General features: G+C 70.0%; 18 protein-coding genes. 9 read left to right on the top strand and 9 right to left on the bottom strand.

The features are described from left to right. Nucleotides 1-32: 32 nt before the first annotated feature. The gene (locus AC57B8_RS13410) at nt 33-830 is read left to right on the top strand and encodes a helix-turn-helix transcriptional regulator (protein WP_496479848.1); all 798 of its coding nucleotides are present in this window, start codon (nt 33-35) and stop codon (nt 828-830) included. On the opposite strand, the gene AC57B8_RS13405 is transcribed toward AC57B8_RS13410, so the two are convergent. The 3 genes from AC57B8_RS13405 to AC57B8_RS13395 all read right to left on the bottom strand — a co-directional run bounded on the left by AC57B8_RS13405 (nt 817) and on the right by AC57B8_RS13395 (nt 4419). Beyond that, nucleotides 817-1944 (bottom strand): zinc-dependent alcohol dehydrogenase family protein, encoded by a 1128-nt coding sequence (locus tag AC57B8_RS13405; RefSeq protein WP_070063846.1) that lies wholly within the window; start codon nt 1942-1944, stop codon nt 817-819. The genes AC57B8_RS13410 and AC57B8_RS13405 overlap by 14 nt on opposite strands. A gap of 27 nt (nt 1945-1971) precedes the next feature. Continuing rightward, nucleotides 1972-3198 carry an ABC transporter substrate-binding protein gene (locus AC57B8_RS13400; protein WP_370869700.1) on the bottom strand — a complete coding sequence of 409 codons (1227 nt, stop codon included), beginning with the start codon at nt 3196-3198 and terminating at the stop codon, nt 1972-1974. A gap of 126 nt (nt 3199-3324) precedes the next feature. Beyond that, nucleotides 3325-4419, bottom strand: coding sequence for a fumarylacetoacetate hydrolase family protein (locus AC57B8_RS13395; RefSeq protein ID WP_496479847.1), 1095 nt, complete (start codon nt 4417-4419; stop codon nt 3325-3327). Nucleotides 4420-4537: 118 nt separating this feature from the next. Here AC57B8_RS13395 and AC57B8_RS13390 point away from each other — a divergent pair, with 118 nt between their 5' ends. Together AC57B8_RS13390 and AC57B8_RS13385 are read left to right on the top strand one after the other, a co-directional pair. After that, nucleotides 4538-5710, top strand: a complete 1173-nt coding sequence (locus AC57B8_RS13390) for a DUF3108 domain-containing protein (RefSeq protein ID WP_496479846.1) — start codon at nt 4538-4540, stop codon at nt 5708-5710. A 109-nt stretch (nt 5711-5819) separates the two neighbouring features. Next, nucleotides 5820-6101: a BTH_I0359 family protein gene (locus tag AC57B8_RS13385; RefSeq protein WP_062478455.1), complete on the top strand. Its 282-nt coding sequence runs from the start codon at nt 5820-5822 to the stop codon at nt 6099-6101. Nucleotides 6102-6170: 69 nt separating this feature from the next. On the opposite strand, the gene AC57B8_RS13380 is transcribed toward AC57B8_RS13385, so the two are convergent. Next, on the bottom strand, nt 6171-7226 hold the full coding sequence (locus tag AC57B8_RS13380) for an AbrB family transcriptional regulator (protein WP_496479845.1): 1056 nt from the start codon (nt 7224-7226) through the stop codon (nt 6171-6173). 64 nt (nt 7227-7290) lie between these two features. Here AC57B8_RS13380 and AC57B8_RS13375 point away from each other — a divergent pair, with 64 nt between their 5' ends. Further along, entirely contained in the window at nt 7291-8109 is an 819-nt protein-coding gene (locus AC57B8_RS13375) for a ChaN family lipoprotein (RefSeq protein ID WP_496479844.1), read from the top strand. Here the strand turns inward: AC57B8_RS13375 and aptA are convergent. Next, nucleotides 8093-9427 carry an omega-aminotransferase AptA gene (aptA, locus tag AC57B8_RS13370; protein WP_496479843.1) on the bottom strand — a complete coding sequence of 445 codons (1335 nt, stop codon included), beginning with the start codon at nt 9425-9427 and terminating at the stop codon, nt 8093-8095. The genes AC57B8_RS13375 and aptA overlap by 17 nt on opposite strands. A 70-nt stretch (nt 9428-9497) precedes the next feature. Between aptA and purU the strand changes: the two genes are divergently transcribed. Then, the gene (gene purU / locus AC57B8_RS13365) at nt 9498-10355 is read left to right on the top strand and encodes a formyltetrahydrofolate deformylase (RefSeq protein WP_062478396.1); all 858 of its coding nucleotides are present in this window, start codon (nt 9498-9500) and stop codon (nt 10353-10355) included. A gap of 22 nt (nt 10356-10377) precedes the next feature. After that, on the top strand, nt 10378-11625 hold the full coding sequence (locus AC57B8_RS13360) for a S1 family peptidase (RefSeq protein WP_496479842.1): 1248 nt from the start codon (nt 10378-10380) through the stop codon (nt 11623-11625). A 31-nt stretch (nt 11626-11656) separates the two neighbouring features. Here the strand turns inward: AC57B8_RS13360 and AC57B8_RS13355 are convergent, their stop codons facing one another. The 4 genes from AC57B8_RS13355 to AC57B8_RS13340 all read right to left on the bottom strand — a co-directional run bounded on the left by AC57B8_RS13355 (nt 11657) and on the right by AC57B8_RS13340 (nt 18498). Further along, entirely contained in the window at nt 11657-12031 is a 375-nt protein-coding gene (locus tag AC57B8_RS13355; RefSeq protein ID WP_159279682.1) for a YXWGXW repeat-containing protein, read from the bottom strand. A gap of 112 nt (nt 12032-12143) precedes the next feature. Then, nucleotides 12144-13478 (bottom strand): GDSL-type esterase/lipase family protein, encoded by a 1335-nt coding sequence (locus AC57B8_RS13350; protein WP_496479841.1) that lies wholly within the window; start codon nt 13476-13478, stop codon nt 12144-12146. A 66-nt stretch (nt 13479-13544) separates the two neighbouring features. Further along, complete coding sequence (locus AC57B8_RS13345) at nt 13545-16841, bottom strand: carboxyl transferase domain-containing protein (protein ID WP_496479840.1); 3297 nt, start codon at nt 16839-16841, stop codon at nt 13545-13547. A 13-nt stretch (nt 16842-16854) separates the two neighbouring features. Beyond that, nucleotides 16855-18498, bottom strand: a complete 1644-nt coding sequence (locus tag AC57B8_RS13340; RefSeq protein ID WP_496479839.1) for an AMP-binding protein — start codon at nt 18496-18498, stop codon at nt 16855-16857. Between the two features lie 85 nt (nt 18499-18583). On the opposite strand from AC57B8_RS13340, the gene AC57B8_RS13335 reads away from it, so the two are divergent. The 3 genes from AC57B8_RS13335 (at nt 18584) to AC57B8_RS13325 (ending at nt 23983) form a co-directional block, all read left to right on the top strand. Next, a complete protein-coding gene (locus tag AC57B8_RS13335) occupies nt 18584-19273 on the top strand; it encodes a TetR/AcrR family transcriptional regulator (RefSeq protein WP_496479838.1) in 690 nt (229 codons plus the stop codon). Nucleotides 19274-19305: 32 nt separating this feature from the next. Next, entirely contained in the window at nt 19306-20571 is a 1266-nt protein-coding gene (locus AC57B8_RS13330; RefSeq protein ID WP_095746969.1) for a branched-chain amino acid ABC transporter substrate-binding protein, read from the top strand. Between the two features lie 193 nt (nt 20572-20764). Then, a complete protein-coding gene (locus tag AC57B8_RS13325; protein WP_496479837.1) occupies nt 20765-23983 on the top strand; it encodes a bifunctional cytochrome P450/NADPH--P450 reductase in 3219 nt (1072 codons plus the stop codon). Nucleotides 23984-24011 lie beyond the last annotated feature (28 nt).

Genomic DNA, 24011 nt, shown 5'->3' with positions numbered 1-24011 from the left:
GAGGTATTTACCCTGATCTCCCTTCGAAACCCATGAAACGCTGGCGCCTCCACCCCGCCGCCGAGGCCCAACTGTCGGCGGCCGTCGTCGGCGACGTGCTGGCGGGCATCGGCACGCCGCACCTGGCGGCCAGCTGCCTGGCGGCGATGCACCGCGTGATGCCCGTCACTTTCTGCACCGTGTTCGGCGTCGACGCCACCGGCCGCATCGAGACCGTGTCGGCCGCCAGCAGCTACGGCCACACGGCCGAGCGCACCGCCGAGCGCTACGTGGCGCAGCGCTTCGACCGGCTCGACCCCCACATGGCCTGGCTGGCCGCGCGCAAGCTGCCGAAGCGCGCCCAGTTGTGGATGGGCCACCAGCACGGCGACGAGGTGGCCGACCCCGCCTACCGCGCCGCCTGCTACGGCGACGTGGGCATCCGCGAGCGCAGCTCGGTGCTGCTGCTGCGCCCGAGCGGCCAGCGCGTGGCCGTGAGCTTCTACCGCAGCCTGGCGCAGCCCGAGTTCGGCGAGACCGACTTCGGCGTCATCGCCGCCCACGCCACCCTGCTGGCCGACGCCGCCAGCGCCCACAGCCGCAGCGCGGCGGCCGTGCACGAGGCGGCCGCGCCCACCCTCGCCTCGCGGCTGTTGACGCTGAGCCTGCGCGAGCGCGAGGTGATCGGCCACCTGATGGCGGGCCGCACGGCGAAGGAAACGGCGCGCGTGCTGGGCGTGGAGCTCAGCACGGTGCGCACGCATCAGTACCGGGCGTTCCGGCGGTTGGGGATTCGGACGCAGAAGGAGTTGCTGCGGGGCGCGATGCCTGCGGCCGTCACGGCATCGTGACGATCTGCCGGATGGCCTCGCCGCGCTGCAGGCGGTCGAAGCCCTCGTTGATCTCCTCGAGCTTCAGGCGCCCGGTGAGCAGCCGGTCCACGGGCAGCTTGCCCTGGCGGTACAGCGCGATGAAGCGCCCCAGGTCGCGCCGCGGCACGCAGCTGCCGAGGTAGCTGCCCTTGAGCGTGCGTTCCTCGGCCACGAGGTGCCAGACCGGCGTGTTCAGCGTCTGGATGGCGGCGGGCAGGCCCACGGTCACGGTGGTGCCGCCGCGGCGCGTGACCTTGTAGGCGAACTCCAGCGCCTTGGCCGAACCCACCATCTCAAGCGCATGGTCGACGCCGCCCTCGGTCATGTCGCGCAGCCGCTTGGCCGCGTCGGGGTCGCTGGCGTTGACGCTGTCGGTGGCGCCCAGCGCGAGGGCGAAATCGAGCTTGTCCTGCGCCAGGTCGACCGCGATCACGCGCGCGGCGCCCGCCGCCAGCGCGCCCATGAGCGCGGCCAGCCCCACGCCGCCGAGCCCCACCACGGCCACGGTCTGGCCCGGCCGCACCTGCGAGGTGTTGACCACGGCCCCGACGCCCGTCACCACCGCGCAGCCGAACATGGCGGCGATCTCCAGCGGCAGCTCGCGGTCGATCTTGTGCAGCGAGCGGCGCGACACCGTCGCGTACTCGGCAAAGGCCGATACGCCCACGAAGTGGTCCATCGGCTCGCCGCGGTACGACAACCGCCGCGCGCCGCCCAGCAGCGTGCCCGCCACGTTGGCCGCGCCGCCCGGCTCGCACAGCGCGGGCCGGCCCTCGGCGCACGGCGCGCAATGGCCGCAGCTCGGCACGAACACCAGGATCACGTGGTCGCCCGGCGCCAGGTCGGTCACGCCCTCGCCCAGCGCCTCGACCACGCCGGCCGCCTCGTGGCCCAGCACGATGGGCGTGCGGCGCGGCCGGTCGCCGTTGAGGATCGACAGGTCCGAGTGGCACAGCCCCGCGGCCGCGATGCGCACCAGCACCTCGCCGGGGCCGGGCGGCGCCAGCTCGACCTCCTCGATCTCGAGCGGTCGGCTCTGGGCATAGGGCGCGGGGGCGCCGAGGCGCTGCAGGACGGCGGCACGGACTTTCATGGGGTCTCCTTGGGTTCGGTCAGGCGATCAGGACTTCGCTGCGGCAACCAGCGGGCACTTGCTCTTGGACAAGGGCTGGAAGGCCTTGTCGCCGGGGATCGTGGACAGCACCGTGTAGTAGTCCCACGGGTACTTCGACTCGGCAGGCTTCTTCACGCTCACCAGGTACATGTCGTGCACCATGCGGCCGTCGGCGCGGATCGTGCCGCCCTGCGCGAAGAAGTCGTTCACCGGCATCGCCTTCATCTTCGCGGCCACCGTGGCGCCGTCGTCGGTGCCCGCGGCCTGCACGGCCTTCAGGTAGTGCGTGACCGCCGAGTAGGCGCCGGCCTGGATCATCGAGGGCATCTTCTTCATGCGCTCGAAGTAGCGGCGCGCCCAGGCCCGCGACTCGGGCGTGCGGTCCCAGTAGAAGCCGGTGGCGAAGGTCATGCCCTGCGCCTGCGCCAGGCCCAGCGCATGCACGTCGTTGATGAACATCAGCATCGGCACCACGCGCTGCTTGGGCGACACGCCGAACTGCCGCGCCGCCTTGACGGCATTGACCGTGTCGCTGGTGGCGTTGGCCAGCGCGATGGTGTCGGCCCCCGAGGCCTGCGCCTGCAGCACGTACGACGAGAAGTCGCTGGCGTTGAGCGGGTGGAACACGCTGCCGATCACCTTGCCCTGCAGCTCGCCGACGAACTCGGTCATGTTGGCGGCCATGGCCTTGCCGAAGGCGTAGTCCACGCCGAGCAGGAACCAGGTCTTGCCGCCCTGGCGGCTCACGCCCTGCGCGGCGCCGTTGGCCAGCGCGTAGGTGTCGTAGGTGTAGTGGACCGAGGTCGGCGCGCAGGCTTCGTTGGTGAGCGCCACCGAGGCGCCGCCGGTGTTGATCGACAGCTTCTGCCGCTCGCGCGCCAGGTTGACCACCGACAGCGCGACGGCCGAGTTGTTCATGTCGAAGATGGCGTCGACGCCGTCGCGGTCGTACCAGGTGCGCGCCAGCGAGGCGCCGATGTCGGCCTTGTTCTGGTGGTCGCCCGAGACCAGTTCGATGGGCCGTCCGAGCACCTTCCCGCCGAAGTCCTCGATGGCCATGCGCGCGGCCTCGACGGAGCCGCGCCCGGCGGTGTCGGCATACAGGCCCGACATGTCCGACAGCACGCCCACGCGCACCTTGTCGTCGCTGAGCTTCTGGGCGGCGGCCTGCCCGGCCAGCGCCATGCCCATCACCCCCCATGCGCACAGCGCGCGCCCCGCCAGCTTCGGCATGCCCATGGACCTGTCTCCTTGCAGTGAACGGATCGCTGCATCCTAGGCAGCGCCCGCCGCACAGGGTTGGGCTTTGCGGAACGGGGGCTTCCGGCCAGCCGAACGGGGAGAAACCCCGACAGGGTCTCAGTCGCCGGCGGCGGGTGCCGGCGCGGTGCCGGTGTCGGTTCCGGCCTGCGGCTTGGTGAGCGACACCGGCGCCTCCACCGGCCGCCCCGCCGTCGACACGATCTCCTGGTCGATCGCGCCGAACAGCGAGCGCCCGTCCAAGCCCTTCATCTCGATGCGGATGGTGTCGCCGAACTTCATGAAGTCGGTGGCGGGCGCGCCGTCCTGGATGGTCTCGATGCAGCGCTTCTCGGCGATGCACGAGTAGCCCTTGGGCCATTCCATGCGGCCGTTCTTCTCGACACCCTTGTTGCTCACGGTGCCGCTGCCGACGATGCTGCCGGCGCGCACGTTGCGGGTCTTGGCGATGTGGGCGATGAGCTGGCCGAAGTGGAAGGTCATCTCGGGGCCGGCGTCGCACAGGCCGACCTTGCGGCCGTTCCAGCTGCTTTGCAGCGCCAGGTGCACGCGCCCGTCCTGCCAGGCCTCGCCGAGCTCGTCCAGCGTGACGGCCACGGGGCTGAAGGCGGTGGCGGGCTTGCTCTGGAAGAAGCCGAAGCCCTTGGCCAGTTCGGCCGGGATGAGGTTGCGCAGGCTCACGTCGTTGGCCAGCATCACGAGGCGGATGCCGTCCAGCGCCTGCTCGGGCGTGGACCCCATCTTCACGTCGCCGGTGACGACGGCGATCTCGGCCTCGAAGTCGATGCCCATGGCCTCGCTGGGCACGATCACGTCGTCGACCGGGCCCAGGAAGTCGTCGCTGCCGCCCTGGTACATGAGGGGGTCGGTGTAGAAGCTCTCGGGCACCTCGGCGTTGCGCGCCTGGCGCACGAGCTCGACGTGGTTCAGGTAGGCCGAACCATCGGCCCACTGGTAGGCGCGCGGCAGCGGCGCCATGCACTGGGCGGGGTCGAAGGGAAAGGCGTGGCGCGCGCGGCCGTGGTTGAGGGCGTCGTACAGGTCCTGCAGCTGCGGGCTCATGAAGCCCCAGTCGTCCAGCACCTGCTGCAAGCGGCTCGCAATGCCGGTGGCGTAGTGGGCGAGCGTGAGGTCGCGCGAGACGACGACCAACTGGCCGTCGCGCGAGCCGTCCTTCAGGGTGGCGAGTTTCATGGTGCGGGCGTGAGCAAGAAAAAGGGCGCGGCGCCGCGCCCACTAAACTGGTTGAACGGGCGGCAGTGTACCGAGTGGACTTCGTGAACCTCGGCACCGCAGCCCACTCCACACACCCATGTCGACGCACGTCGCGCCCCCACCGCTGTCCCTGGGCCTGCCCGGGCGCCCGTCCTGGCGCGCGCTCGCGGGGCTGACGCTGGCGGTGGCGCTGGCGCACCTGCTGCTGCTCGGGCTGGCGCCGATGGCCATCGGGCCGGAGCCCTCGCCGCTGGCCAGCAAGTTCATCACGCGCACGATCGTGATCGCGCCGCCCGCGGCGGAGGCCCCCGCGGCACCGGCCGCCGCGCCGGTCGCGGCCAAGCCGCCGCCACCGGCCAAGCCCCGGCGTCCGCGCGAGGCGTCGGTGCCCCGGCCCAAGCCGGCCCCGGCCCCCGTGCCGGACGCGCCGGCCCAGACGCCGCCCCCCGAAACGCCCGACCAGACCGCGCAAGCCGCTACAGATTCAGGAGCAACCGTCCCCGAGGCACCGGCCAGCGCCCCGGCCGCCGCCACCGGCACCACGGCCGGTGGCACGCAGGGCGGCACGACCACGGCCGGCAGCGGCGCCTCGGGCACCATCGCCGGCACCCAGGCGCTGCGGATTCCGGGCTCGGTCACGCTCGATTTCGAGGCCACGGGCCAGAAAGGCGCCTCGCCGCAGCGCGGCGTGTTCGGCGAGCTGGTCTGGCTGCAGGACGGCAGCCGCTACGACGGGCGGCTCACGCTCAAGGCGGTGTTTTTCACCCTGCTGAACTGGCACAGCACCGGCAAGATCGGCCCCTCGGGCCTGGAACCCGAGCGCTATTCGGAAAGCCGCAAGGCCGAGGTGGCCTCGCATTTCGCGCGCGACCAGGGGCAGATCATCTTCAGCAACAACGCCCCCCCCGTGCCCCTGCAGCCGGGCGCGCAGGACCGCATGAGCGTGATGATGCAGCTGGGCGGCCTGCTGGCGGCCAGCCCGGCGCGCTACCCAGCCGGCACCCGGATCTCGGTACAGACGGTGGGCGTGCGCGACGGCGATGTCTGGGTCTTCGAGGTCGGCGACGAGGAGCAGCTGAGCCTGCCGGCGGGCGACTTCACCACGCGCAAGCTCACCCGCACGCCCCGCAAGGATTTCGACCGCAAATTGGAGCTCTGGCTGGCGCCGCAGTACGGCTATCTGCCCGTGCGCATCCGGCAAACCGAGGCAAATGGTGATTTTGCTGACGCCCAATTGCGCAAACCCCTACCCCAGGCGCCCGCCAATTGAGGCAAAAAGGCTCACATATCAACGGCGCGACGACAACTGTTCTTGAAACTGGCGCGTTGATTGCTATCTAACCCTCATGAACGCCATCGACATCCTCACAGGGCCCGCCATGAACATGCTTTACGACTCCGAGTCCTTCGTCGTCGTGCACGTGCAGCCGAACGACGGCGACGAGCCCAGCACGACGCCCAACGGCCCCGTGCTGGAACGCCACGGCTTCGAGATCGTGGACAAGCGCTCTGGCAAGGAGGTGTACCTCGACGGCTCCTGGGCTGAACTGTTCCAGCAGCAGATCGCCGCCTGGCAGCTCAACACGCCCACGCAGGAAGAGGTCGAGGACACGCTCGAGGGCTACGCCGAGCTGGCGCACACGCCGGTGCTGGTGCACTGAGCGGCCTGCCTCGCCCGAACGAAAAAAGCGCCCCGCGGGGCGCTTTTTCTTTGGCGGTGTACTGCGCCGTCAGCGCTCGGTCCAGCGGTACATCGGCCCCACGATCAGCAGCACCGCCACCAGCCGGCACACCTGGAAGGCCGTGACCACCGGCACGCCCAGCTGCAGCACCTTGGCCGTGATCGACATCTCGGCGATGCCGCCGGGCGAGGTGCCCAGGATCATCGTGGCCGGGTGCAGCCCGGTCGCCCTGGCCAGCAGCCAGGCCGCGCCGGCGCACAGCACCAGCATGCCGACCGTGCCCAGCGCCACCGAGCCGAGCCAGCGCGGCGCCGTGTGCAGAAACTCGCGGCTGAAGCGCACGCCCAGGCTCACGGCAATCACCAGCTGCGCGGTGTTCGACAGCCAGGTCGGTACCGCCGACAGCGATTGCCCCGCCACCGTGAAGCCCATGGCCACCAGCAGCGGCCCCATGAACCACGGGTTGGTGCGGCCCAGCGCCCGCATCACAAGCCCGCCCGCGCCGGTGGCCAGCGCCAGCAGGGCCAGCCCGGCCGGGTTCACCTCGCGCACGCCGGGCGGGTTGATCTCCAGGCCGTGCAGCCCGCTCCACTGCATCGCGAACGGGATCGTCACCGTCACCACCATCAGCCGCAGGCTGTGCGCGGCGGCCACCAGGTCGGTGCGCGCGCCGGCCGATTCGGCCAGCAGCGTCATCTCCGAAGCGCCGCCGATGGCGCCTGCGAAGTAAGTCGTGGCTCTCATGGATTTCGCCGGCACATGCGGCATGCGCGCCGCATGCACGCGGTGCAGCCAGCGCCCGAACCCCCAGCCCAGCAGCAGCGCCCAGCCGATGGCCAGCAGAATCGCCCACCACACGCCGGCCACCAGCGTCACCACCTGCGGCGTGAAATACAGGCCCAGCGCGGTGCCGATGACCCACTGTCCCAGGTTGCGCAGCGGCGTGTGGCTCGCGGTCGGCTGGCCCGCGATCGAGGCCAGCGACACCGCGAACAGCGGGCCGATCATCCAGGGCAGCGGGGTGTGCAGGGCGACACAGGCGAGTGCGGCGGCCAGCGCCAGCAGCAGCGTGGCCAGCACGCGAAGGGGAAAACGAAAGGACACGGGCAGAGAAAGCAGCGGAAAAGGACGACAGCCCGGTGCAGGGCGCCGGGCATAGTATGGCGGGATGCCTTCTCGCCCTTCCCGCGCTTCCCGGTTCCTCGCGCCCCTGGTCGCCGCCGCCCTGCTTGCCGGCTGCGCCGCGCTGTCCGCCGAGGCGCCCGTCGCGCGCCGCGTGGCGGCCCTGCTGCCGGCCGATGCGCTGCTGCTCGGCGAACAGCACGACGCCCCCGAACACCACGTCCTCGAACGCGAGACCGTGCAGGCCCTGGCCGAACGTGGCCAGCTCGCCGCGCTGGCGCTCGAGATGGCCGAGGACGGCCGCAGCAGCGCCCGCCTGCCCACCACCGCGACCGACGCGCAAGTGCAGACCGCCCTCGGCTGGAACGACAAGGCCTGGCCCTGGACGCGCTACGGCCCCACGGTGATGACGGCCGTGCGCGCCGGCGTGCCGGTGATCGGCGCCAACCTGCCGCGTGCGCGCATGAAGGACGCGATGGCCGACGTCTCGCTCGACGTGCAGCTCAACGGAGAGGCCTACGCCGCGCAGCAGGAGGCCGTGCGCGAGGGCCACTGCAAGCTGCTGCCCGAATCGCAGATCGGCCCCATGACGCGCATCCAGGTCGGGCGCGACCGCGCCATGGCGCAGGCGCTGGTGAAGGCCCGGCAGCCGGGCAAGACGGTGCTGCTGATCGCCGGCGCGGGCCACGTCACCAAGGTGCTGGGCGTGCCGCAGCACCTGCCGACCGACGTGTCGGTGAAGACCGTCCACCTGCAGGCCGGCGGCCCGGCCGAGGACGACACCGACGCCTACGACGCCACCTGGCGCACGCCGGCGCTGCCGCCAGTGGACTACTGCGCGGGCGTGCTCAAGCGAACTTCTTGATCGAGTCCGCCAGCGTGTTGACCAGCGTGTCGATGTGCTGCTTCTCGACGATGTAGGGCGGCGCGATCACCAGCACGTCGCCCGCGGGCCGCACCAGCGCGCCCTTGTGGAAGCAGTCGAGGAAGACCTCGTAGGCGCGCTTGCCCGGCGACCCGGCGATGGGCGCGAGCTCCACGGCCGCCGCCAGGCCCAGGCTGCGGATGCCCACCACGTTCGGCAGGCCCTTGAAGGTGCTGTGGAAGGCATCGCCCAGCACCTTGCCCATTTCGCCGGCGCGGGCGAACAGGTTTTCTTCCTTGAACAGGTCGAGCGTGGCAATGGCGGCGGCGCAGGCCACCGGGTGGCCCGAGTAGGTGTAGCCGTGGAAGAACTCGACCACGTGCTCGGGCGCGTCGGTCTTCATCATCGCGTCGTAGAGCTTGTCGCGGCAGATCACGCCGCCCAGCGGAATCACGCCGTTGGTCACGCACTTGGCGAAGTTCAACATGTCGGGCACCACGCCGAAATAGTCCGACGCGAAGTTGGTGCCCATGCGCCCGAAGCCGGTGATGACCTCGTCGAAGATCAAGAGGATGCCGTGCTTGTCGCAGATCTCACGCAGGCGCTTCAGGTAGCCCTGCGGCGGCAGGTACCAGCCGGCCGAGCCCGCCACCGGCTCCACGATGATCGCGGCCACGTTGCTCGGGTCGTGCAGCGGCAGGATGCGGGTTTCGAGTTCGACCAGCGGGTCTTCGGTCCACACCGGCTCCGCGTTGTGGATGTAGGCATGGTTCACCGGGTCGTGGATGAAGCGCATGTGGTCCACGCGCGGCAAAAAGGCCGAGCCGAACACCTTGCGGTTGCCCGGGATGCCGCCCACCGACATGCCGCCGAAGCCCACGCCGTGGTAGCCCTTCTCGCGGCCGATGAACACGTTGCGGTGGCCCTCGCCGCGCGCGCGGTGGTAGGCCAGCGCCACCTTCATCGAGGTGTCGGCGGCCTCGGAGCCCGAGTTGCAGAACAGCACCTTGTTCAGGTCGCCCGGGGCCAGCGCGGCGATCATCTCGGCCGCCTTGAAGGCCTTGTCGTTGCTGACCTGGAAGGCGGTGGCGTAGTCCAGCGTGTCCAGCTGCTTCTTGATCGCCTCGTTGATCGGCTTGCGGTTGTGGCCCGCGCCCACGCACCACAGCGAGGAGATGCCGTCGACCACCTTCTTGCCGTCGTGCGTGGTGAACGTCATGCCGTCGGCCGCCACGAACACCCGCGGGTCCTTCTTGAAATGGCGGTTGGGCGTGAAGGGCAACCACTGGTTGTCCATGTTGAAGTCCTGGAAGGCCATGTCTCGCTCCTGCGGTTATGTGGGGAGGGAAAATCGCGATTCTGGCACCCCTGCCACAATCCTGCCCCTGATGACGACCACTACGCCTGCCTACATCCTGAACCTCTCCTGTCCCGACCGGACGGGCATCGTGCACGCCGTGTCGGGCTTCCTGCTCGAGCGCGGCGCCAACATCGAAGAGGCCGCCCAATACAACGACCATGGCACCGGCCTGTTCTTCATGCGCGTGCGCTTCGCCTGCGGTGACCACAGCGAAGCCGTGCTGCGCGAGGAGCTGAAGGCCTTCGCCACCGGTTTCGGCATGAGCCTGCAGCTGCACGCCGCCGCCGACCCGATGAAGACCGTGATCCTGGTCAGCAAGGAAGGCCACTGCCTGAACGACCTGCTGTTCCGCTGGAAGAGCGGCCTGCTGTCGATCGACGTGCGCGCCATCATCTCGAACCACCGCGACTTCTACCAGCTGGCCGCCAGCTACAACGTGCCCTTCCATCACATCCCCGTGACGGCCGCGACCAAGGCGCAGGCCGAGGCCAAGCAGCTGGAGATCATCGAGGCCGAAGGCGCCGAACTCGTGGTGCTCGCGCGCTACATGCAGATTTTGAGCAACGACCTGTGCAAGAGCCTGGCCGGCCGCGCGATCAACATCCACCACTCGTTCCTGCCCAGCTTCAAGGGCGCCAAGCCCTACTACCAGGCGCACGACCGCGGCGTGAAGCTGATCGGCGCCACCGCCCACTACGTGACGGCCGACCTCGACGAAGGCCCGATCATCGAGCAGGACGTGGCCCGCGCCGACCACACCGACACGGTCGAAGACCTCACGGCCCGTGGCCGCGACACCGAAAGCCAGGTGCTGGCCCGCGCCGTGAAGTGGCACAGCGAGCACCGCGTGCTGCTGAACGGCCACCGCACGGTCGTGTTCCGCTAACCCACTCCATCGCCGCTCCCAGATGCGCCTGCAGCTCCCGCTTTTCGCCCTTGCTGCCGCTCTGGCAGCGCCCGCCACTTTTGCCCAGGACGCCCGCGCCGGCAGTGCCCCGCTGGCGCCCGACGCGCTGTTCGCGCGCGTCTCGCCCAGCGTCTGGGTGGTGCAGGCCAGCGACGCCCAGGGCAAGGTCCTGGCCACCGGCAGCGCGGTCGCCACCGGCCCGGGCACGGCCGTCACCAGCTGCAAGCTGCTGGCCAAGGCCAGCGCCGTGGCGCTGCGCCGCGACAACGTGAGCTACGGCGCCGTGCTGGAGCACCCGGACGTCGAACGCGACCTGTGCCAACTGCGCATCGCGAACCTCGTGTCGCCGACGCTGGGCGTCGTGCCCGCGGGGGCGTTGCAGGTCGGGATGCCGCTATACGTCATCGGATCGCCGCGCGGGCGCGAACTCACGCTCGGCATCTCCATGCTCGGCGGCGTGCGCCGCAACGCCGCGGGCGCGCTCGAGTCGCTGCAACTGGCCACGCCGACCGAGGCGGGCCTGGCCGGTGCCGGCCTGTTCGATGCGCAAGGCCGCCTCGTGGGGCTCGTCGCCGGATCGGCCCCGGCCACCCTCGCCATGCCGGCCGCATGGATCGCGGAACTGCCGACGCGCGGCCAGCGGGCCATCGAGCGCCTGGCCTCGCAGCCCGCGCCGGCCAGCGTGTCGCTGCAGCGCCCGAGCCTCGTGGAGTACCAGCTGCACGACCGCCTCACCAACACCTACCGCAAGGTGATCTACCGCGCGGACACGGCCACCACCAGTGACGACCGCCTCAGCTTCAACAACGGCGGCTGGATCGAGAAGCCGGGCGGCGGGGTGATCGGCGTCACGACGGCCGTGGCCGGCGAGTTCGACAGCGTCATGCCGCCGGGCGGCTGGGCCCGGCCGACCCTGGAACAAGACGCCGCCTGGGCCACGGAATACGACGCCACCATGGGCGGCACGCGCATCAAGATGGACCTGCGCGCCCACGTGGTGGACGACGCCGCCATGCTGCCGGTCAACGGCCGCGAGATGAAGGTGGTGAAGATCGACTACCGCGGCCACACCCAGCGCTTCGCGAACGCGGGCGCCTGGAGTGGCAACCAGTACGGGACCTACCGCGCCAGCGTGTGGTTCTCGCCGGAGCTGGGCCGCGTCGTCCGCTTCGAAGTGCAGACACGCGGCGGTGCGAGCGGCGGCGCGTTCCAGGTCAGCGAAGTGCTCGAGCTGGTGAGCATCCGCTAGCCCCGGGCGCGCGCCGCGCGCTCTCTATCGATCAATTGCGATACGGGTTGTCCGGACGCCGGTCCTGGCGGTTCGGCACGCCGTCGCCGTCGCGGTCCCAGCGGCCGCGGTTGTATTCCCAGCGGCCATTGTTCTCGCGCCATTCCGGCGCGCGGTAGGCATAGCCCGGGCGGGCGCGCACGTACATGCCGCGCACCCACACATGGCGACCGCCGCGCCACTCATAGTGGCCCGGCGACCACACATAGCCGCGACGCGGCGGCGGCATGCGCTCGTAGCGCGGCGGGGGCGGCGGCCCCTGGATGGTGATCACCGCCTGCGCCTGCGCGGCCGTGGGAACGGCCAGGGCGCCCACCGACAGCAGCGAAGCGGCACCGATGGAAAGAGCGACTGCGAGTGTTTTCATGAGAAAGCCCCATGGTTGTTGGAGGAGCCTTCATGCTGCCGGGACCGTGTGAAGCGCCTGTAAGCGCTGCGCGAAATCTTGTGTAGAGCTGTTTCGCTGCCGCGGACGCGCTTTACTCCTGCAATTCGCGCAGGTCGATGGCCGCGGCCATGGCCGCGTGGCCGGCGCGGTTGGGATGCAGGTGATCGCCGCTGTCGAATGTCGGATTCAGCTGACGCGGCGCGGCCGGGTCGCGCAGCACGGCATCGAAGTCGATCACGCCGTCCACGTCCTGGCGGCTGCGCACCCAGCGGTTCACGGCCTCGCGCATGGCCTCGTTGGCGTCGGTGCCGTAGATCGTGTTGCCGAAGGGCGGCACGGTGCCCAGCAGCACCTTCACGCCCTTGGCGCGCGCCTGCTTGACGAGCTGCCCCAGGCCCTCGGTGACACGCTCGGCCGTGGGCACGTCGTGCGGCGGCACCTTCAGGCCGGGGATGCCCGCGAAGATGGCGCGGCCGATGTCGTTGGTGCCCAGCAGCACGATGACGTGCGTCACGCCGCTCTGGCCCAGCGCGTCGCGCGCAAAGCGCGACAGGCCGTCGGGGCCGATGCCGTTCACCAGCAGCCGGTTGCCGCCGATGCCGGCGTTGATCACCGACACCGCGTGCGCGGCCTGCGGGCTGTCGCGCAGCCGCGTGGCGAGCATGTCGGGGTACGAACCGTCGCCCGACTCGCCACCGCCCGCGGTGATCGAATCGCCGAAGGCCACCACGGTGCGCACCGGCTTGGCGGTGAGCACGTCGAGCCCGGTCACGATGTGGCTCATCGGCAGCGCCACCGCCTTCGACAGCCGGGGCGCCGAGACGGCGTTGCCTTGCGCCAGCCAGCCCGTGTCGCTGGACAGCAGGTACATCGTGGCGAACGGTGTCGCGCGGTCGAGAAAAAGACTCACGGCCACGGCCTGGCCCGCCGCAACGTTCAGCGCCACGCCGTCGCTCCATGCTTCCGCGCCCGGCGCCACGGTGACGGTGGCGCGGCCGCCGAAACGCAGCGTGCGCAACGAGGCCGGCGAGATGGCGTCGCCGCCCGTGCCCAGTGCCACGGTGGCCGCGGCGATGCGCAGCGGCGTCTTGCCGAAGCGGTTCGACACCCGCACGCGGATGCGCTCGCCGTCGATCGTCGGGCGCATCATCTGGCGCAAGGTCTGGCCGCGGAACACATGGTCGCCCGGCCCGCCGATGGCGGCCGTGGCGGGGTTCGCGTCCAGCTCGGCGAAGTCGAGCACCGCCACGGCCCAGCTCGCCACCCAGCGCGCTTCGGCCGGCTGGCGTGCCGCCTGCTCGACCTTCTCGGCCCACACCGCCTGCACGCCCACGAGCAACGCCGCAAGGCCGAGAACGGCCATCCAGTGTGCAGGGGAAAAGGCGGCGTCGCGCAGACGGACGCGCCAGCGGGCAGGAAGCTTCATGCGTGCAAAAGCGGCCCAGTGTACGGAGCCGCCTTGCCCGCGCCAGTGACGAGGTCTAACCTAAAGTTACCAAGTGTCGACGTACGCCGAGACCGCCTCGGCCGGCCGCGTGGCCGAGGCCAGGCCGCGCACCAGCCAGGTGCGCGTGTCGGCCGGGTCGATCACCGCATCGATCTCCAGCGTCTGCGCCATGTGGATCGCTTCGCCGTTCGCGTACTGCTGCGCCACCAGTTGCTTGAAGAGCGCGTCGCGCTCGGCGCCCTCGGGCACGGCCGCGAGCTCCTTGCGAAAGCCCAGCCGCACCGCGCCTTCGAGGCCCATCGCGCCGAACTCGCCGGTGGGCCAGGCCACGGTGAACACGGGCGCATCGAAGCCGCCGGCGGTCATGGCCTGCGCACCCAGGCCGTAGCCCTTGCGCAGCACCACCGCGAAGAAAGGCACGCGCAAATGCGAAGCCACCATGAACATGCGGCACACGTGACGCACCTGCGCCTGCGCCTCGACCTCGGGCCCGACCATGAAGCCGGGCGTGTCGCACAACGACACGATCGGTAACCCGTGGGCATTGCACAGTTGCATGAAGCGTGCGGATTTGTCGGCCGCCTCCACGTCGATCGCGCCGCCCAGGTGGTGCGGGTTGTTCGCCATCAGGCCGACCGGCTTGCCCTCGATGCGCGCCAGCGCCGTGACGATGCCCGCGCCGAAGCCCGCGCGCAGCTCGAGCAGCGAGCCGGTGTCGGCCACGCCGCGCATCGCGGCGCGCACGTCGTACACGCGCAGGCGATTCTCGGGCACCACATGACGCAGCGTGCGCGGATCGGCGCACTGCCAGTCGCTCACCGGGCCCTGGAAGTACGACAGGTACTGCTTGGCCGCAGCGACTGCTGCAGCTTCGTCTTCCACCAGGATGTCGATCACGCCGTTGCGCGACTGCACGCTGCTCGGCCCGATCTGCTCGGGCGCGAAGGTGCCCAGGCCGCCGCCTTCGATCATGGCGGGGCCGCTCATGCCGATGTTGCTGCCCTTGGTGGCAATGATCACGTCGGCGCAGCCCAGCAGCGCCGCGTTGCCCGCGAAGCAGCGCCCGTGCACGATGCCGACGACCGGCACCTTGCCCGACAGCGCCGCGAACTGGCTGAAGGTGTGGTTGTTCAGGCCCGCGACGATCGGCATGTCGGTGTCGCCCGGCCGCCCGCCCCCGCCCTCGGCGAACAGCACCACCGGCAGCTTGAGCTGGTGTGCCACCGCGAGCAGCCGGTCGGTCTTGTGGTGGTTGCGCATGCCCTGCGTGCCGGCCAGCACGGTGTAGTCGTACGCGAGCACGGCGCAGCGCGATTTCTCGGACCCGAACTGCTTCGCGTTGACGCTGCCCAGGCCCGTCACCATGCCGTCGGCCGGCGTGTTGGCGATGAGGTCTTCGAGCGAGCGGCGGCGCGTCTGCGCGGCGATGGCGAGCGCGCCGTATTCGATGAAGTTGCCCGGGTCGCCGGCCATGTCGCACAGGTCGGCGATGTTCTCGCGCGCGGTGCGCCCGCCCTGCGCGTGCCGCTTGTCGACGGCCGCCTTGCGGTTCGCATCGAGCGTGGGCGCATGGCGGTCGATGACCTTCTGCAGGTCGGGACGGATCGCGTCGAGATCGTGCGCGACACGCGCCTGCGCCTGGACGCCCTGCGCATCGACGGCCTCCAGCCGCACCAGCGACTGGCCTTCGACGAGGTAGTCGCCGGGCGCAGCCAGCAGCGCCAGCACGCGGCCGGCCACGGGGGCGTGCAGCAGGTGCTCCATCTTCATGGCCTCGAGCACGCCCAGCTGCGCGCCGGCGGGCAGCACGTCGCCCACCGCGACCTCGAACTGCACCAGCTTCGCGGGCATCGGCGCCTTGACGGTGAGGCCGTCGTCGTCGTCTTCGTCCGGCGCCGGTGCGCTCGCGGCGGCGGGCGCGGTCACCTTCTTCGTGTGCTTTTCAAATGCCTTCGCGTCAGCGAGCAGATCGCCCAGGTGCGCTTCCACGAAACGCGTGTGCACCGCCTGCGTCGCGAACTCGGGCCGCGCGGCAATGGCGCACAGCAGCGGCAGGTTGGTGGCGATGCCGTCGATGTGGCATTCATCGAGCGCGCGCAGCGAACGACGCAGCGCGTCCGCGAAACGCGGCGACGGCGAATGCACGATGAGCTTGGCCAAGAGCGTGTCGTAGTGCGGCGAAGGCGCCAGGCCCGCATAGCCGTGCGTGTCGACGCGCACGCCGGGGCCGGCCGGCAGGTCGAAGCGCGCGAGCGTGCCGCCCGCGGGGCGCGCGTTGCCTTGCGCGTCGAGCGTCTCGGCGTTGATGCGCCACTGCACCGCGAAGCCGCGCTGCGGCGCCGTGCGGCCGGCCTCCACGCCGAGCGCGTCCAGCGTGTCGCCCGAGGCGACGGCGATCTGCAGCTGCACGAGGTCCAGCCCCGTCACCGCCTCGGTCACCGTGTGCTCGACCTGCAGGCGCGGGTTCGCTTCGATGAAGACGAAAGGCAGGGTGGTCGACGCGGCATCGACCAGGAATTCAAAGGTGCCGAGGCCGCGATAGCCCACGGCCTTGGCCATGCGCAGCGCGGCCTGCGTGACCTGCGCGCGCAGCGGCTCGGGCAGCGAGGGGCTGGGCGCGATTTCCACCAGCTTCTGGAAGCGGCGCTGCAGCGTGCACTCGCGCTCGCCGAGGCTGGCCACGGCGCTGCCGTCGCCGAGCACCTGCACCTCGATGTGCCGCGCGTTGCGCATCAGGCGCTCGACGTACACGCCCTCGATGCCGAACGCCGCCTTGGCCTCGGACATGCAGCGCGCATGCGCCTCGGGCAACTCTTCGGCGTTCAGCACCGCGCGCATGCCGCGCCCACCGCCGCCGCCGATGGCCTTGACCATCACACCCGCGCCCTGCGCGTGCTGCTCGGCGAAGAAGGCCTGGGCCTGCGCGAGCGTCACCGCGCCGGCGCTGCCGGGCATCACGGGCACGTCGCACTGCGCGGCCAGTTCGCGGGCGCGGGCCTTGTCGCCGAACAGGCCCAGCTGCCCGGGCGTGGGGCCGATGAAGACCAGGCCCGCGTCGGCGCAGGCCTGTGCGAAGTCGGCACGCTCGCTGAGGAAGCCGTAGCCGGGATGCACCGCATCGCAGCCTTGCGCCTTCGCCACCGCGATCAACGCGGCCACGTCGAGGTAGGCCGAGGGCCCGGTCGCATCGAGCGCCACCGCCACATCGGCCAGCTGCACATGCAGCGCAGCGGCATCGTCGCGCGCATGCACCGCCACGCTGGCGATGCCCAGGTCGCGCAACGCGCGCACCAGGCGCACGGCGATCTCGCCGCGGTTGGCAATCAGAACTTTGGAAAACACGCGAGGAAGCCTTTCAGGTCTTGTCTTTGAGCAGGCGGCGCAGCACCTTGCCTGCGCCGGTGGTCGGCAATGCATCGATGAAGCTCACGGCGCGCGGCGCCTTGTAGCTCGCCATGTTCTCGCGCGCCCAGGCCACGAGCGCGTCGGCCTCGAGCGCAGTGCCGGGCTTGCGCACGATGAAGGCCTTCACGACCTCGCCCTTCTCGGGGTCGGGCTGCGCAATGACGGCCGCCTGCGCCACCGCCGGGTGCTTGATGAGGATGGTCTCGACCTCTTCGGGGAACACGCTGTAGCCCGAGACCTTGATCATTTCCTTGAAGCGGCCGATGAAGGTGAGGTAGCCGTCGGCGTCGAGCTTGCCCATGTCGCCCGTGTGCACCCAGCCGTTGCGCAAGGTGGCGGCCGTGGCTTCGGGCTTGTTCCAGTAGCCCTTGAACGAGCCGGCGCTGGTGAGCACGATCTCGCCGACCTCGCCCGTGGGCATGTCGACCTGCGTCTCGGTGTCGATGATGCGGATGGTCACCCCCGGCACCGGCACGCCCTGCGTGCCCCAGCGCGGCGCCACGTGCGGCGTGTAGGTGTCGCAGGTGTGGGTTTCGCTCAGGCCGTAGGCGGCCTCGAACGAGCTGCAGTGGTTGGCGTGCGAACGCCACTGCGCGGCCAGCGGTTCGGTGAAGGCGATGCCGAAGCTGGTCACGGGGTTCATCTTCAGGCTCGACAGGTCGAAGCCGGCGATGTCGGGCACCTGCATGCAGGCCACGTTCATCGGCGCGATGCTGTACCACCAGCTCACCTTGTAGGCGGCAATGGCCTGCAGCACGGCGCGCGGATCGAAGCGGTGCATCAGCACCGAGGCGGCGCCGCTGAGCACGGGCACGTTGACGCCCATGAGCATGCCGGCGATGTGGTACAGCGGCGCGATCGACAGCAGCACGTCGTCCGGCCCCACGCCGTTGCAGTCGGCCGCGGCGCGCGTCTTGAAGAGCGCGTTGCCGTAGCTGAGCATCGCGCCCTTGGGCAGGCCGGTGGTGCCCGAGGTGTAGGTCATGAGCGCGATGTCGTCCATGTCGATGGCGACGGGCTGCGGCGCGGCGCCGCTGCGCATCACGGCAAGGAAGTCTTCGCAGCCTTCGGGCACGGTGCGTTCGGCCGTGCGCTCGGCGGCCAGTTCGGCCGGCAGGTCGAGCGTGGGCTCGGCGGGCAGCAGGTCGGCGTAGTGCACCACGAACACATGCGCGAGTGCGCTCTCGGCCTGCACCTTGCGCACCACCGGCACCAGCGGCGCGGCCGCGACGATCACGCGCGCCTTCAGGTCGTTGACCTGGTAGGCCAGCTCGTGCTCCTTGTTGAGCGGCCCGCTCGGGCAGACGATGGCGCCGATCTTCTGGATGCCGAAGTGCGCCACCAGGTACTGCGGGCAGTTGTTGAGGAACAGCACCACGGGTTCGCCCTTGACCACGCCCAGGGCCTGCAGGCGCGCGGCGAAGGCGTCGCTCGCGCGATCGAGCTCGGCCCAGCTCAGGGCCTGGCCGTACCAGAGGCAGGCGGTGGCGTCGCCGCGCGTGCGTGCGTGGTCGCGCAGGTAGGCGTGCAGGGGCTGCTGCACGCGCGGCGGCAGTTCCTTCAAGCGTTGCGGGGTGGCGGGCGTTGTCTCCATGGCGTCACTTTCTCAGGGTTATCGATAGCCGCCTGCGCATGGCCGGCGCTTGCCAATGCGGCATGGTGCACGAACAATCCTACCCATGGGTATAACTTCCGCGACACCGAACAAACCCTCTGCCACGCACACGGCGCTGGCGGCGCAGCCGCACCTGCCGCAGGGCACGGGCCGCCAGCGCGCGGCCACGCAGGGCACCGATCTGCAGCGCGAGCGCATCCTGCAGGCGGCGGCGCAGCTGTTTGCCGCGCAGGGCTACGCCAACACGACCATGGCGCAGATCGTGCGCGAGCTGGGCGTGACCAAGCCCTTCGTGTACTACTACTTCCGCGACAAGCAGGAGATCTTCGAGACGCTGTCGTGGCGCCCCGCGGTCGATTGCTTCACCGCGCTCGACTTCGCCGCCGCCGACCCGCGCCGCGCGAGCGAGAAGGTGATGGAAGGCATCGAGCGGCTGATCCGCGCCACCATCGCGCACCACCCGGTGGCCTTCTTCGCGTACCGCGAGCCGCAGGTGTACCGCCCCGAATACCTCGAAGCGCAGAAGAAGCTCGCGCACCACTTCTACGACCTGCTGTGCCCGCTGCTCGAAGAAGCCCGGCGCGACGGCGACCTCGACTTCGACGAGACCAAGATCACCGCGCTCGCAGCCTGCAGCCTGCCGGGCTTTCTCTACAGCTGGTACCGCCCCAACGGACGCCTCTCGCCCGACGAGGTGGTGGCGCAGCTCACGAAGCTGGCCAGCCGCGTGATCGGGCTGCGCGCAACGCACTGATTCCGTCTTTCACACACCCTCCGGAGACACCCATGAAGCTCACGCATGCGCCCCTGGCGCGGATCGCCCTTGCCTCCTTGTTTGCCATCGCCGGCACCGCGGCACAGGCGCAGGCCCCGCAGCCGACCTACAAGATCGCCTACATCGATCCGTTGTCGGGGCCGTTCGCCAACGTGGGCGAGTTGATGCTCATGCACACGCAGTACGCCATCGAGGACATCAACGCCAAGGGCGGCGTGCTCGGCGGCATGAAGCTGCAGCTGCTGCAGTTCGACAGCAAACTCTCGGCGCAGGAAAGCCAGAGCGCGCTGCAGGCGGCCATCGACCAGGGCGCCAAGGCGATCGTCACGGGCGGCTCGGGCTCGTCGGTGGTGACAGCGCTGGTGCTGGCCGTGGCGCGCTGGAACCAGCGCAACCCGGGCAAGGAACTGATCGTGCTGAACCACTCCTCGATCGACCCCGAGATGACCGGCAAGGGCTGCAGCTTCTGGCACTTCCAGACCGAGGCCAACACGGCGATGAAGATGAAGGCGCTGGCCAACTACATCAAGAAGACGCCGGATGTGAAGAAGGTCTACCTGCTGAACCAGGACTATGCCCACGGCAAGCAATGGGCCAGCTACGGCCGCCAGCTGGTGGGCCTGGCGCGCCCCGACATCCAGTTCGTCGGCGAGACACTGCACCCCATCGGTCGCGTGAAAGACTTCGCGCCCTACATCGCCAACATCAAGCAAAGCGGCGCCGACTCGGTCATCACCGGCAACTGGGGCCAGGACATGACGCTGCTGCAGAAGGCGGCGGGCGACGCGGGCTACAACCTGCGCTACTTCAACCACAGCGCGGGCTCGGTGCCGGGCACCGTCACCGCCGTGTCGCAGGCCAAGACGGGGCAGCTCACCTGGGTGGCCGAATGGCACCCGGGCCAGGCCGACACGCCGAAGGTCGACGCGCTGGCCAAGGCCTACAAGGCCAAGACGGGCAAGGACTTCCTCGCGCCGCGCATCGACCTGACGCCGCGCCTGCTGGCCGCGGCTATCGCCAAGGCCGGCAGCGCCGACACGGTGAAGGTGGCGCGCGCCCTCGAAGACCTGAGCTTCGACTCGGTGGTGGGCCCGGTGCGCATGCGCGGCGAAGACCACCAGCTGCTGCTGCCGCAGGTGGTGAACACCATCGCGCCGGTGGACGGCAAGGCGGTGAAGACAGGCTGGGAAGGCACCAACTACGGCTTCCGCACCGATGCGGTCTATACCGGGAACGAGCTGGCGCAAGGCACCGACTGCAAGATGGTCCGACCCTGACTGAGTTCTTTCGGGGGACCTGCCTAGGCCACTGTGAATAGCGATCACGCTGACAGCGTGATCGCCCCCTGCGCCGCGTCATTGTTTCCTAGGGAAACCCCGTCCTGCCCACCCCCTGTGCCATCGGGATACTCCGGATTCGCATCCCGGACATCCGAAGCGGGTCCATACCGAAGGCACAACAAGGTACACCATGGCAGGAAAGAACTCGCTCCATCCGATCCCCCATCCGGCGAAGAAACCCTTCGTCGGCAATCTGCTGTCCATCGGCTCCGACTCGCCGGTGCTCGACATGTGGAAGATCGCGCAGGACCTCGGCGGCATCTACTGGCTCGACATGCCGGGCATGCCGGTGATCGTGGTGTCGTCGCCCGCGCTGGTCGACGAGCTGTGCGAAGAGCCGCGCTTCGACAAGAGCACGCGCGGCGCGCTGCGCCGGTTGCGCGCCGCGTCCCACGGCCTGTTCACGTCCGACACGCACGAGGAGACGTGGTCGAAGCCGCACAACATCCTCTTGGCCAACTTCAGCCAGCGCGCGATGCAGGCCTACCACCCGATGATGCTGGACATCGCAGGGCAGCTGGTCACCAAGTGGGAGCGCCTCAATTTCGATGAAGAGGTGGACGTGGTGCGCGACATGACCGCGCTCACACTCGACACCATCGGCCTGTGCGGCTTCGGCTACCGCTTCAACTCGTTCTACCGCGAGGGCTTCCATCCTTTCGTCGATGCGATGGTGCGCACGCTGGAGACAGTGCAGAACCGGCGCGGCATTCCGCTCGAGGAGCTGATGCTCAAGAAGGAGCTGGCACAGCAGCGCAAGGACATCCGCTACATGCACAAGATGGTGGAAGACATCATCGAGGAGCGGCGCGCGAGCGGTGCCGACATCGCCACCAAGCCCGACCTCCTGAGCTACATGATCGCGGGCGTGGACAAGAAGAGCGGCGAGAAGCTCACCGACAAGATGATCCGCGACGAGTGCATCGAATTCCTCATCGCGGGCCACGAGACCACCAGCGGCCTGCTGTCGTTCGCCATCTACTTCCTGCTGAACAACCCCGAGGCGATGGCCAAGGCGCAGGCCGAGGTCGACAGCGTGTTCGGCGGCGACACCACGCAAAAGCCCACCTACGCGCAGGTCAACCGGCTGCAGTACGTGATGCAGGTGCTGAAGGAGTCGCTGCGCCTGTACCCGACCGCACCCGCGATCTCGATGCGCGCGAAGGAAGACACGAAGATCGGCGGCCAGTACACGATCAAGAAGAACAACATGGTCATCATGCATGCGCTGGCGCTGCACCGTGACAAGGGCATTTGGGGCGAGGACGCCGACCAGTTCAACCCCGACCACTTCAGCCGCGAAGCCGAGCGCGAGCGGCCCGTGAACGCCTTCAAGCCCTTCGGCAACGGCCAGCGCGCCTGCATCGGGCGGCAGTTCGCCCTGCAGGAGGCGGTGCTCACGCTGGGCATGATCCTGCAGCGCTTCAACCTCGTCGATCACACGGGCTACAAGCTCAAGATCAAGGAAGCGCTGACGATCAAGCCCGAGAACTTCAAGATCAAGGCGCTGCTGCGCGACCCGGCCTCGCGCCCGCGCGGCACCGTGGAGGCGGCGGCCACGCCCGACACGCCGGCCAAGCCCGCCGCGCGCAAGCCGCAGGCGGCGCGCCACGGCACCTCGCTGCTGGTGCTGCAGGGCTCCAACCTCGGCACCGCCGAAGACCTGGCGCGCCAGCTGGCCGAGGCCGGCGAGCTGCGCGGCTTCTCGACCCAGCTGGCCTCGCTCGACGACTACGCCGAGCGGCTGCCGGCCAACGGCGCGGTGGCCATCGTCTGCGCCTCGTACAACGGCGTGGCGCCCGACAACGCGGCGGAGTTCCACCGCTGGCTCGACAAGGCCGACGACTCGCTCAACGGCGTGCGCTTCAGCGTCTTCGGCTGCGGCAACACCGACTGGGCCGCCACCTACCAGGCGGTGCCGCGCCGCATCGACGAACGGCTCGAAGCCTTGGGCGCCGACCGCGTGCACGAGCGCGGCGAAGGCGATGCGCGCGAGGACATGGACGGTGCCTTCCAGGACTGGAGCGACGCGCTGTGGCCCGCGCTGGTGAAGACCTTCGACATCAAGAACGGCGCCGACACGCCGGCCGAGGCCGAGCCGCTGTACACGCTCGAAGAGCTGCCGCCGCCGCAGAAGAACGCGCTGGTCGATGCGCTGGGCGCCGTGCCGCTGCGCGTGATCGAGAACCGCGAACTGCAAAGCGCCGGCTCCAACGGCGAGGCCGGACGCTCCACGCGCCACGTCGAGCTGATGCTGCCCGAGGGCGTGAACTACGTGCCCGGCGACCACCTGAGCGTGGTGCCGCGCAACAGCCCCGCGCAGGTCGAGCGCGCGATGGCCCGCTTCGGCTTCGACCGCTCGGCGCACGTGCGCCTCTCGGCCGTGCCCGGCCGCAAGGCCGCGCTGCCGGTGGACCAGGTGATCGCGGTAGATCGCCTGCTGGGCGACTACGTCGAGCTGCAGGACGTGGCCACGCGCAAGCAGATCGCCACGCTCGCCGCGCACACCGAGTGCCCCTTCACCAAGCCGAAGCTGCAGGCGCTGTCGGGCAGCGACGAAGCCTCGCAGGCCGCGTACAAGGCCGAGGTGCTGCACAAGCGCAAGTCGCTGCTGGAGCTGCTCGAAGAGCACCGCGCCTGCCAGGTGCCGTTCGCGGTGTTCCTGGAAATGCTGTCGCCGCTGTCGCCGCGCTACTACTCGATCTCCTCGTCGCCGACGATGACGCCGGGGCGCTGCAGCGTGACGGTGGGCGTGGTGAGCGCGCCCGCGCTGTCGGGCAACGGCACCTTCGAGGGCGTGTGCTCCAACTTCCTGGCGCGCGCCGAGGCCGGCGACACGGTGCACGGCGTGATCCGCGAGACCACGGCCGAGGGCTTCCGGCTGCCGGAGGACGCCAACCGGCCGCTCATCATGATCGGCCCGGGCACCGGCCTGGCGCCGTTTCGCGGCTTCCTGCAGGCGCGCGCGGCGCAGGTCGAGCGCGGCGAGGCGCTGGGCGAGGCGATGCTGTTCTTCGGCTGCCGCCATCCCGAGCAGGACTTCATCTACGCCGAAGAGCTGCAGGCCTGGTCGCACCGCGGCCTGATGAAGCTGCACACGGCCTTCTCGCGCGCCGGCGACCGCAAGGTCTACGTGCAGGACCTGATCCGCGAACAGGGCGCTGCCGTGTGGAAGCTGCTCGAAGCGGGCGCCGTGGTGTACGTGTGCGGCGACGGCTCGCGCATGGAGCCCGACGTGCGTCGCACGCTCAGCGACCTCGCGCGCGAGCATGGGCAGGACAGCGCGGCGTGGATGGACAGGATGATTGCCGAGCGGCGCTACGTGCTCGACGTGTGGGCCGGGGCCTGAAGAGCCCAGTCTGGAGCCCCAAAGAAGA

The organism is Variovorax sp. BGA-UO-ETr-C22 (genome assembly GCF_059567965.1).
Note: the sequence above shows the minus strand (reverse complement) of the source record. Positions and strands in the feature narration are given on the sequence as shown.